9 protein-coding genes and 2 pseudogenes are annotated in these 10906 nt (G+C 51.3%); all 11 read right to left on the reverse strand.

All coding sequences use genetic code 11. From position 1 onward, the window contains the following. Positions 1-17: 17 nt before the first annotated feature. Positions 18-695, reverse strand: coding sequence for a hypothetical protein (locus AAYN39_RS03195; RefSeq protein WP_000875616.1), 678 nt, complete (start codon positions 693-695; stop codon positions 18-20). Positions 696-697: 2 nt separating this feature from the next. After that, positions 698-4762: an RHS repeat-associated core domain-containing protein gene (locus tag AAYN39_RS03200; protein WP_000272669.1), complete on the reverse strand. Its 4065-nt coding sequence runs from the start codon at positions 4760-4762 to the stop codon at positions 698-700. 18 nt (positions 4763-4780) lie between these two features. Beyond that, the gene (locus AAYN39_RS03205; protein WP_000375832.1) at positions 4781-5227 is read right to left on the reverse strand and encodes a DcrB-related protein; all 447 of its coding nucleotides are present in this window, start codon (positions 5225-5227) and stop codon (positions 4781-4783) included. A gap of 23 nt (positions 5228-5250) precedes the next feature. After that, positions 5251-7440, reverse strand: coding sequence for a type VI secretion system Vgr family protein (locus AAYN39_RS03210; protein WP_000011527.1), 2190 nt, complete (start codon positions 7438-7440; stop codon positions 5251-5253). Positions 7441-7836: 396 nt separating this feature from the next. Beyond that, a pseudogene (locus AAYN39_RS03215) lies at positions 7837-8358 on the reverse strand (DUF2778 domain-containing protein). Positions 8359-8381: 23 nt separating this feature from the next. After that, on the reverse strand, positions 8382-8798 hold the full coding sequence (locus AAYN39_RS03220) for a DUF2195 family protein (protein ID WP_000759645.1): 417 nt from the start codon (positions 8796-8798) through the stop codon (positions 8382-8384). Continuing rightward, positions 8795-8890, reverse strand: a pseudogene (locus tag AAYN39_RS03225) (cytoplasmic protein); the annotation flags it as partial. The gene AAYN39_RS03220 and the pseudogene AAYN39_RS03225, both read right to left, overlap by 4 nt. A 35-nt stretch (positions 8891-8925) precedes the next feature. After that, the gene (locus AAYN39_RS03230) at positions 8926-9387 is read right to left on the reverse strand and encodes a hypothetical protein (protein ID WP_001674711.1); all 462 of its coding nucleotides are present in this window, start codon (positions 9385-9387) and stop codon (positions 8926-8928) included. After that, complete coding sequence (locus AAYN39_RS03235) at positions 9372-9842, reverse strand: glucosaminidase domain-containing protein (RefSeq protein WP_000528845.1); 471 nt, start codon at positions 9840-9842, stop codon at positions 9372-9374. Before AAYN39_RS03235 ends, AAYN39_RS03230 begins: the two co-directional genes overlap by 16 nt. A gap of 103 nt (positions 9843-9945) precedes the next feature. Then, the gene (locus AAYN39_RS03240) at positions 9946-10419 is read right to left on the reverse strand and encodes a hypothetical protein (RefSeq protein ID WP_000491744.1); all 474 of its coding nucleotides are present in this window, start codon (positions 10417-10419) and stop codon (positions 9946-9948) included. Then, complete coding sequence (locus tag AAYN39_RS03245; RefSeq protein ID WP_000528840.1) at positions 10404-10874, reverse strand: glucosaminidase domain-containing protein; 471 nt, start codon at positions 10872-10874, stop codon at positions 10404-10406. Before AAYN39_RS03245 ends, AAYN39_RS03240 begins: the two co-directional genes overlap by 16 nt. Positions 10875-10906 lie beyond the last annotated feature (32 nt).

Consider the following 10906-nt stretch of genomic DNA (forward strand, 5'->3'; position numbering starts at 1 on the left):
AAATATCCCGTGTCAGTCTATGGATTCATTTCCATTTCAGTGTCATCAACATGCAGCCCGACAATCCCGGCGTCCTGTATTGCATCGATCAGTCTGTCAGAAAAAAATAGCCCTTTCCCCTGAAAACCGATAGTATCAACATCGTAAAATACATCTGGATATATTTTTCTGGGTTTAACAGAAAAATCTGTATTTATAAATGCGTCGTATGATTTTAAATTAAATTCGCTTCTTTTTTTTGTATCAAAAAATATGGATTTATTTAAATCAATTCTTTCTTGTGGTATCATTGGAAAACCAATCAAAAAATATTCTGTATTGAATGTGTTGATTCTGGTTGGTATTTTATTAACTGGAGGCAGGTTAAAGTTATTCATGATATCAAATAATTTTTTAGATATCAGAAAATCGAGTCCAAGTTTGAATGGACAAAAATCAATCATATCTATTTCTTTTATTTTTTTCCTTACAGGGAAAAAACATATTTCTTGAATTTTATTAACATCAATGCATTTAAAGTCATCAATCATCACTCTATTATAATCCTTGCTATTTTTCAAAAAAAAGCCTTCGAAATATTTTTTATCTTCTTTACTTTTAAAGGAAAGACTATCTTTTATCTCTACCGAGTAGACTCCATTAACATTTCCAGTAACTTCGGTATCATAAGATACTCTTATTTTTTTATATTTCATTATTAGCAACCTCCTTTAAAATAGTCATTCAGATTTTTACCAGATGCTTTTGCAGCATTAATTTTAGACCTCAACTCATCCTGCAAATTTCTTAGCTCAGTTAAACTTAATTTTTTATTTTTTATAAGTTCACTAATTTTATCTTTTACATAAGCACTATAGGCAGGATGATTACCATGGAAAGGTTTATCCAGATCAATTAAGTTTGTTACATCCATTGCTTTCTTCGTGACGTTTTGCACATATCCGGTGACTTTTTTTAAATCCGTTTTAAAAGTTTTCCAAACCTCTTGCGGAATTATATGGTGTAAATCCAGTCCCAGAGGATCTATCCATGTCAGTGGATTAGGGCAGTACGCATACAGGTTTAACCCGCCCCTTAACCCAATCGGATCCTGACTGACGAACCGTCCACACTCCGGTGCATAATATCTGAACAGATTGTAATGCAGCCCCGTCTCGTCGTCAAAATACTGCCCCGGCAGCCGCAGCGGCTGGTGAAAGTACGCCCCGCTGTTGCTGATGTCCGCCGCATTCTCTCCAAACCCCCTGATATACCCCGCCCACACCAGCGTTCCGTCCGCCGCCGTCACCTCCTGCGGCGTGCCCGTCACGTCCGTGTGGTAATACCACACCTGCCTGCTTTCTCCCCGCCCCGTCACGCTCGCCACCGGCGTGTACGGCTGTTCCGCATCGTACACATATGTCCGCCAGCCCTGCTGCTGCACGTTCTCCTGCAACAGCCTGAACCCCTCCCACACAAAGTCCGTCCGGCTCCGCGCCGTATGGCCCGTGTGCCGCCCGTACGTCGCCTTGCGGATTCGCCTCCCCAGCGCATCGTAGCCGTAGTGCGTCTCCGTGTTGCCGCTGATGACCCGCGTCAGCTGCCCCTGCGCGTTCCACTCCAGTTGCTGGTCGCGCCGCGTGGTCAGCTCGCCCCACTCGTTATAACCGTAACGGTCACGACCACAGCCCGGCAGCCGGTTGTTCATCACCGGACCCTGCCCTTCGTTATCCAGCAGGTTGCCCGCCTTATCGTAATAATAACGGTCATGGTCATACATCTGACCTGAGCGCCCGGTCAGGTAACCGCTTCTGTCATAGCTGTACACCACGCTGCCACGCAGGCCGTCGTCAATCGTGCCCACCTCGCCGTGGTTGTTCCAGTAATAGTCCCTCGACGTCACGCAGCCCTGCCGCGCCGGGCGCTGGCCGGGAAGAACAGGGGCACTGCCGGGCGCCAGGCTGCGCTGCCAGCTCAGCAGCCCGTCGTCGTCATAGCCGCTGTACGTCGCAAGCTGCCCCTGCGTGCGCATTATCTGACGGTGCAGGCTGTCGCGCTCATACTCGCTCACCGTCAGGCCGTCCAGCGCCGTCTGTAACAGATGCCCGCTCCCGTAATACAGATGCGTCAGGTGCTGCCCGTCCGGCAGCGTGATGTCCGTCGGGTTGCCCAGCGCGTCGCGCTGATAACATATGCTACCGTTCCCCGCGTGCTCCGCCGTCAGCCAGCCGCTGCGGTCATACTCAAAACGCACCGTGTCGGCCTGCATCCGGTGCTGCTGTTGCCCCGCCTCCGTGGGCGTGAGCGTCACTGCCGTTATCTGGTCCAGCCGGTTGTAGCTGAACGTCCGCTGGCCGTGTTCATTCTCCGTCCGTAACAGACGGCCCAGCGCATCCCGCTGCTGCGTCTCCCGCCGCACGCCGCCCTGCGTACCCGTGGTCTGTATCGCCGTCAGATAACCGCTGTCGTCCAGGATAAAAGTACGGCTCAGTCCGTCCGGGCGCACCTCACGCATCAGCCTGCCGTCCGCATCGTGACTGAACCGGTACTGCGCCCCGTTGCCGTTGGTCAGCGCGGTCACCCGGCCTTCCGGCGTGTACTGCCAGCGCGTCTCGCGCTTCTCCTCATCCGTGTGCGCCGCCAGCAGACCGCGCGGCGTATACCGCCAGCTCTCCACGCTCCCCGTGATGCGCCGGTGGCTGCTCATCAGCCCCAGCGCATTCCAGGTATACCTGTCCTGCTGTTTCCCCGGTGAGTTCACCGTCTCCGGCAACCCAAGTCGGTTGTAGCTGATGCGTACCACCTTCCCTTCCGCGTCCGTCACCCGCGTCAGGTTGCCGTCCTCATCGTGGTCATATCCTGTGCTACGCCCTGAACAGTCGGTGTACCGCGTCATCTGCCCCCGGCTGTCGAACGCCGTCACCACCGTGCCGCCCGCCGCATCCGTCCGGCTGCACATCTGCCCCTGTTCATCGTAAGCGTACTGCGTCACCCGCCCTTCCGGGTCCGTCTCCTGCACTGGCTGGCCGTGGGCGTTGTACTGCGTTTTCCAGACAGCGTCATCGTCCAGCGCCGTGCGCGTGATTTCGTCGAACTCGCCGTTCCACTGCGTCTGCGTCACCCGGCCTTCCGGATCTGTCGTCTTCACCACCCGGTTCTGGATGTCATATTCATACGCCACCGTGCGACCGCCGGGCAGCCCAATGTTGACAGGGAAGTGGTCTTCGTTGTACGTGAAGCGGTACATTCCACCGCCCGGCGTCCGGTGCGCGGTGATATACGTCTCCCTGTCGTACCACCACTGCCATGACTCCCCCTGCCTGCCGGTGACGGTGGTGGTGCCTGCGGCAAAATCATAGTCAAAGCGGTAATGTTCACCGTCACTGGTGTCGTGCTCCGTCACGCGCGGCGCGCCGTCGAGTTCCTGCCAGCGGTAGCGGCAGGTGAACCCCGCCGCATTGCTGTGCGCCGTCATCAGCCCGTTTTCATAAGCAAACTGCCGCACCTGCGTTCCCGCCCGGTTCACCACGCCGGTCAGTTGACCGTTATCGTCATACCGGTACTCCACCAGATTGCCACAGGTGCCGCCCTGCACCAGTTCAATTCGCGACAGCCGCTCCCCTGCCGGGGTCTGTGTGCGGTGCAGTAACAGGTGATGCCCGCTGCTGGAGGCTATCCGTACCAGTCTGCCTCCTTCGTGCCCGAAGACAATGCGCTGGCGGTGCGGCGTCTCCATAAACAGCAGGTATGCCATGCCGTCACTGTCAAAATCACCAAATACGTAATAGCTGCGATCGGTGTAATGCAGCACGTAACGCCCGTCATGCAGGCGGCTGAGGTATAACTGTTCTTTCGGGCCAAATATCTGGTGGCCGGGCGTCAGCATCATTTTCGGGTAACGCAGTTCCCGCCCCTGTACGCCGGTCAGCGTGATGTGTTCATCGTCCTCGCGCAGGCTGGTTTCCCAGTTCAGCCGCCAGCCCTGTCCCAACAGTCCCACGGTTTCCAGGTGGCTGGCGTAAAAACGCGAGCAGGTGACCGGCAGGCGACCGGGCAGGGTGAAGTCCGTTTCCGGCAGCAGGATTTTCTGCCCGGTGGTCACATCCACCGGATTGCTGAACAGCCCGCTGATAGCCTCACTCACGGCCATCCCGGTAAGCTCCCCGCCGATAAACTTAGCGGCACATTTAGTGCCAAATTTCGTCCCCAGCTTTGCCGCCTGCCGCCACGCCCCGGCCAGCCCGCCGAGCAGACTCGCCACGACAAACAATACATCCACCACCTTGCGCAGCCAGTCCGGAATTTCAGAACTGATTTCCAGTACCGTCTGTGTGCCGCCGCCGAGAAACACATTCGGCGAACCGTCTTCAACCACCGCATCGCATTCGGTATGGTCATCCTTACGGGCGGCAGGCTGGCTGTTGATGTAAATATTGCCGGAACCCTGGGCGATGCGTTTTTCTGCGATATGGTTATCGCATTTCACCGTACTCAGTACCGCGCGCGCCGCCGGGCGACTGTTGGTGCTGACATTCTCCGAACCGGTGAGGATTTTTCCTGCCGTGTGGTGGATGGAGCGCCCGATGGCCTCGCCCAGTTGCAATACCCCGGAGGCTATTTGATCGGCCATAAAACCCAGAATCAGCCCGGCAAGAAAACCGCAGCTAAAGAAGGCAAAGGCGGCAAGCGCGATAATGGCGATGCCGATGATAGCGCCGATAAGAAACCCGGCGAGCGCACTGGTGTGGTAGATAGGGTCATCCACACGGGCTGCTTCATACATGGTCACACCTCCGTGTGATTATTCGTTTTTATCCGGCTGAAAGCCTGCCAGCCAGGTGTTCCAGAGTAGGTCTGCTTTATCATCAAAAGGACGGGGACTGGTCAGGGTGAAGACTAGTACCTTGCCAGGGGTTGCAATAAACCCGGCCTGACGCTGGTACACTTCCGTTTTCCCGGATTTATGGGTGGCGGCAATTTGTTCCCCCATCAGGGCATCATTGCCCGTTCCTGCCTGTGCAGGCGCTCGCGACAATACCCGGTGCTGACCGAGATTTTTTTTCATCAGCGCAATCTGGCGGTCAATATAGGCGGGCAGGTCTTCATCAGGTTTTAGCGTATCGCGGGAAATATTCAGGCTGGGCGATGTTCGTTCATTGCCCTCCAGGATAAAAATATTGACGCTGCGATCCGTAAATGTTTCAGGCAGGACAAAACACCCTTCCTGTATGCGGTATGGTCGATCCATGAGAACTCCAGGTTTAATTCAGATCACTCAGAGGTGGGAAGGGGGGCAATATCATCGGCGGTTACGGCTGTGCCGCCATCCGGGTTCATATCAATACCTTTACCAATCAGTTGCATGACATCGCTGGTATGCAACATCAGTTGCTTGCCACAAAACTCAATGGAGCCGTCCTTATGTAAAACAAGCGCCGCATTGCCGCAGCGAAGTGTGAATTGATCGCCAACATCTAAACGATAAGTGGTGCCGATATTGATCGTCTGCGCCAGTTTTACGGAAAGGCCGTCATTCTTCGTTACCGTGGTGTTTCTGTCTTCACCAATACTGTTGGTTTCATTTTTAATAATGGTTTTAGTGCGATCCACCATAACCGTATGCGTTTCATTATTCTTCACCGTGGTGTTGAGATCTTTTTCCGCGTGGAACTTCACTTCCTCCGCGCCCGTTTTGTCGTCAAAACGCAGCATGTTGCCGTTCGTTGGCCCGCCATACAGCGAGTGGCTGAAGATCCCGCTCTGCGACGCCATTCCCGGCAGTCCCCACGGCGGCATGGTGTCCTGGTTGTAGGTACGCCCCACGATGATCGGCAGATCCGGATCGCCGTTTTTGAAATCCACCAGCACTTCCTGGCCGATACGCGGGATCTGGATCATCCCGAAGCCTTTGCCCGCCCATGGGTAGCTGACGCGTATCCAGCAGGAGCTGTTTTCATCCATTTTGCCGTAGCGATCCCAGCCAAACTGTACCTTTACCCGCCCGTACTGATCCGTCCAGATTTCCTGGCCCGCCGGGCCGGTGACGATGGCGCTCTGCGGCCCTTTGGTGTGGGGTTTGCTCACCGTCCGCTGCGGGCGGAACACCTCACGGGTCGGGTGCAGTTCAAAACGGGTGGAAAAGGTAAAGTGCTGGTCCTGCCCGCTGTGCTGCGCGTTGTCCTGTACAAACAGCAAGGTCTGCATCAGCAGGTATTCCTGATTGACTTCGGCGGTGGGATAGTTTTCCAGCGTGAAGGTATAACCGGTCATGAGTGTGCGGATATTCCCTCCCCCCAGCACCCGACTGCCGGGGCTGCGCTGCGCTTCCATACGAATGCGCGTCAGCATCTCGCCTTCACTCTTGTCGAAGTAGTCTCCCGGCCACTCATAATGCTCGTAGGTGGCATGACCGGTTTCACGCGGGTTTGCCACGGTGTTTGCCAGCAATGAACGTGGCTTCGTAAAATCGAAATCATCCAGCACCCACTGGCCAGTCCGCAGACTCTCGTTTGCCGTGATAGTGTGGATAAACTCCTTGTCCAGCTTCAGCCCTTCCTGGTGCCACTCGACCAGCGGCGAGTCCGGACATGCTTTGTGGGCGCTGATGGCATCCGCCAGCACCAGCGTGTGGCTGTCCTCGCTGTGCTCAAACCACCAGTAGATGCCCCACTCCTGCATCAGTCGCTGAAGAAAATCAAAATCAGTTTCACCGTACTGCACCTGCCAGGTGCGTACCGGGTAGCTTTCCACCAGCCGCTTTTCCACCGGGTAGGGGTATTCCGCCAGAACCTCATCCAGAATATCCACCACGGTTTTATTCTGGAATGCTTTGTAGTCGCTGGTATGGGTCAGCAGTTTTACCCACGGCTCCATACGCAGCTCATAGGTAACCGAACGCCCTTCATGGCCCACCACCCGCGCCGCCGTGACCAGCCCGCTGATATGTCGTTTACCGCCACCATCCAGTTCGATGTTGACGCACAGATCTTTGCCCACCATCGGTTTGAGCGGCAGGTTGGCCGCCGGGGAGACATAGCCCAGATTCAGGGTGTCGGGCGTTTTTAGCTGTACCACATAACTGAACAGTTCACTTAATGTTTCGCCGCCGTCCAGGCTGGCGAACAGTAATGCGCCCGGCGGTACGGCGCTGCCGCTGACCGTCACATTATGCGCCCCCGGCCCGCCTGCAACAGCAGAGACGATGGCCGATACCGCATCCTGCGCCATACCTGCAGCGGCGGCAGCCTGCGCCGCTGCCACCGCGGCTTTCACCAGTCCTGATGGCTCCGGCAATGCGCCAAACAGCGATCCCGCAGCCTGTTCCACGGCGGCTTCTGCCGCATCTGCCACGCTTCCGGCGACTGAATCTGCGGTGACACCGCCACTTTCTCCGGTTATCGGCGGCGTGGTTGTCGTCAGCCCTCCCATACCGGATTTATTATTTGTGGATACAAAACTCATGGTAGTGACTCCTTTAATACCGGATTAAAATAAATAGACTCACCGTCAGGAAACAGTGCCCCGCACTTTATAATGCAACCAGCCTGTTATATTTAAATATTTACCAGAAGAACAGGGTATATTGCTGACAAGAGCCATGAAAATAAAAACACAAAAATTAGCACATAACATAAATACTGAATTACATAAATAAGGAAATGAATATAACAATATTATGATTTTATTTTTATTACGCTTACCAGATTCGCATTGCATTTTATAAAAATTTGATTAATAACCAGCACACCGCCAGTCATATACTTTATCATTGGTGCTCGTTACTTATCTGGCCACCATTGTAATCATTGTCAACCACAGCACGTTCAGACACGATAATTTGATCCGGTTTTAACGGTATTATTGTTTTGTTCCACCATTCGTTTGCTGACCAGAAACATACTTAACATTAACCGTAAATATCTTTTCACCATTTTCTTTTTACGTCTCCTGTTTCAGAATACGGAAAAACACCGGTTCCACTTCAATACAACCATGGCTGTAACCTTTGGTGGAATCATGGATATAAAAACCACCCCGCTTGCCCCCACAGGCTTTTCGGGTCTTCTCATCCGCTGATTCCAGCCGGATACGGTTATATCCCCAGTTCGCCCAGTATATCTCACATGTTCCGGCAGCCTGGCCTCGCGGAATGGTACTCCAGCCCCATGATGGTCCCAGATCACAATCCGCAGCATTTCTTATCGGTGCCTCCCCCTGAAACTGAATAAACAATTTATAATTCCCTTCCGGTATCGCCGCATCCGGCACACACTGTTTATCTGGCCACTGTAAATCCGGTAACCCCGTGGTCGCCTTAAATATCCCGATACCAGGCCATGTCAGCTTTTGCCCGTCAAAAGTCAGTCTTACTGCCATCATCTTCTCCCTGACTATTCTGTGTATTACAGCGGTGGTGTACAACGTATCATTAGCGCCAGCTTCTGATCCCGTACAGACTGGTTATCCACCGATAATACAAAGCTGAAAGGATAACGTCCCTGCATCTTCGCCAGTGAGATATTCCCCTCCTGAAGGGAATATGCACTTCCGCGTCCGTAACCCTCAACATCCTGCGCCAGTAAGCTGGTATAGCTGATTAATGCTGAGAAACAGCCACATTCACCGGTACTTTTTTTCAGTGTGACCGTTGTTTTCAGAATGGTAAGGTTATCCATTTCCTGACGATGAACGGGATGGATATCCACACACTCCGCCAGCGGGTTATCAATGTTTACATCTGTTCCGCCCCAGGCAAATACGGGCAGGAACATTCCTGCACAGGCAGACATAAACAGAACCTCTACAGCGTACTTTTTCACAGCATCTGACCTCTATTTTTTTCATCCACCAGCCGCAGTGCATCCATATACCGCCCTTCACTGTTCTGCTGCCAGAACCAGCCTTGCCCTGGCAGGTAACGTATGCCCGGTAGATCCAACTATCCCACTATTCATCTGTACAGCCCAGCCCCCGGCGCTGTACCACTTCACTGGCAAATGTCGCGCCAGTTTTTTTCATTATTTCTTGTTGTATTTTTTGCAACTGCGGAAATATAATTCTCTCACATTTATTTATTTCCCATATATCACCAGTTTGAGAACTTACTGAAAACAGCCCCCAATAATCTATTGCTCCGGCAGTCGGTGTATCATAGCCAAGGCTAAAATCATAATATCCCGGATGGGGAGGATTTCCGTGTTTATCCTGCAAATCACCGTCAACAAAAACGCCATCCAGCGATAAATCATATTTTTGATATTTAAGTGCAATAATGAGTAGTTTTTCTGCCTGTGCTTTCGTCATTCCACCGCGATTTATATCTGACAAATTAAATTCAGATACAACCGCTTGGGCATAACAGAACTCAGATATAAAGAGAAAAAAAACAAGCATTATTTTACGGGGCATGCTATTCTCCGCCCGACCATAATAATTATTCCAGCAGTTATCCTGGCGTAATTATCCGTACCACCAGTAATATGAGATCCTGAATTAAACCCAGCAGCTACCAGAGCTTCAGAGAAGACCAGAGCATCTTTTTTCCCCCGAACAGCGTCACCATACTTGACAGCAAAAGATCGCGCACAAACTGAAAACGAAGAAAAAATAGCCACCCAAGTTTTGTTACTATCCTTTGGATGAACCCGACCTGACTGAAATGATGCAGGAGCCTGGAGAGAAAAGTAATTATTATATCCCCTGGCAATACGACCTGTACCATATTGACTTTCGGCAGCAGCAAGACCCAGTATATTCTCTACCGGTACGTCAAGCTCTTTTGCAATTATCTCACAAACCTTCATGTGCTCCTGGACAAATCTTACCGCACCCACGTTATTACACGCTTTATCATAATTACCCATTTCTTCATTCCTTAGCAGATGTTTTTAAAACCTCCATGCTCATTATTTCTCCGCCAGCCTTGCCCTTGCAGGTAACGTATGCCCGGTAGATCCAACTACCCCGCTATTCATCTGTACAGCCCAGCCCTCGCCGTTGCACCACTTCACTGGCAAATGTCGCGCCAGTTTTTTTCATTATTTCTTGTTGTATTTTTTGTAGCGCCGGAAATGATATTCTCTCACATGAATATTCTTCCCAGATATCACCTGTTTTCGGACTGACGGAAAATAATCCCCAGATATCCGTAGCACCAACAGAAGGAGAGTCATAGCCCACACCAAAGCTATAATATCCAGAATGAAATGGCTTACCCTGATCATTTTTTAAGGCCTCGTCCATAAAAACGCTAGGCAATGTAATATTATATTTTTTATTTTTTAATGATAAAACCAATAATGCCTGAGCCTGTGTCTCGGCAAGCCCTTCCTGATTTAATTTAGCCAAATCAAACACCGGGATATTTGATACAAGAACCTGGGCATAACTGCTCACGGATAAAATAGTAAACAAAAGCAATGACACTATTTTACTGAACATGCCATTCTCCGCTTAACCATACCAATCATAGCCACCAGTTCACTGGCGTATCCGGTATGTCCTCCATTACTACTTTTACCTGAATTAAATCGTGACTCAATCAATGCTTGTGCAAATTTTTTAGGATCGTTTATCTTTCTGACTGCACTACCAAACCTGATGGCGAATGATTTCGCGCAATTTAAAAAAGACGTATAGGTGGCAACCCACACGTCGTGACTTCCCTGAGGATGAACTTTACTCAACTGCAATGGTGCCGGACCATGCATTGAAAAAAAATTATTATATTCAGTTGCAATCCTTCCCTGCCCATAACGACTTTCCTTTGCTGCAACCGCCAGTATAAACTCCACTGGCACTTCAAGTTGATTAGCGATTATCTCACAATCATTCTTATATTTTTGAATAAACCTTACCGCCTCTGTGTTATTACACGCTTTATCATAATTACCCATTTCTTCATTCCTTAGCAGATGTTTTTAAAACC

Source organism: Salmonella sp. K21076 (assembly GCF_039650795.1).
Lineage (GTDB): Bacteria > Pseudomonadota > Gammaproteobacteria > Enterobacterales > Enterobacteriaceae > Salmonella > Salmonella enterica.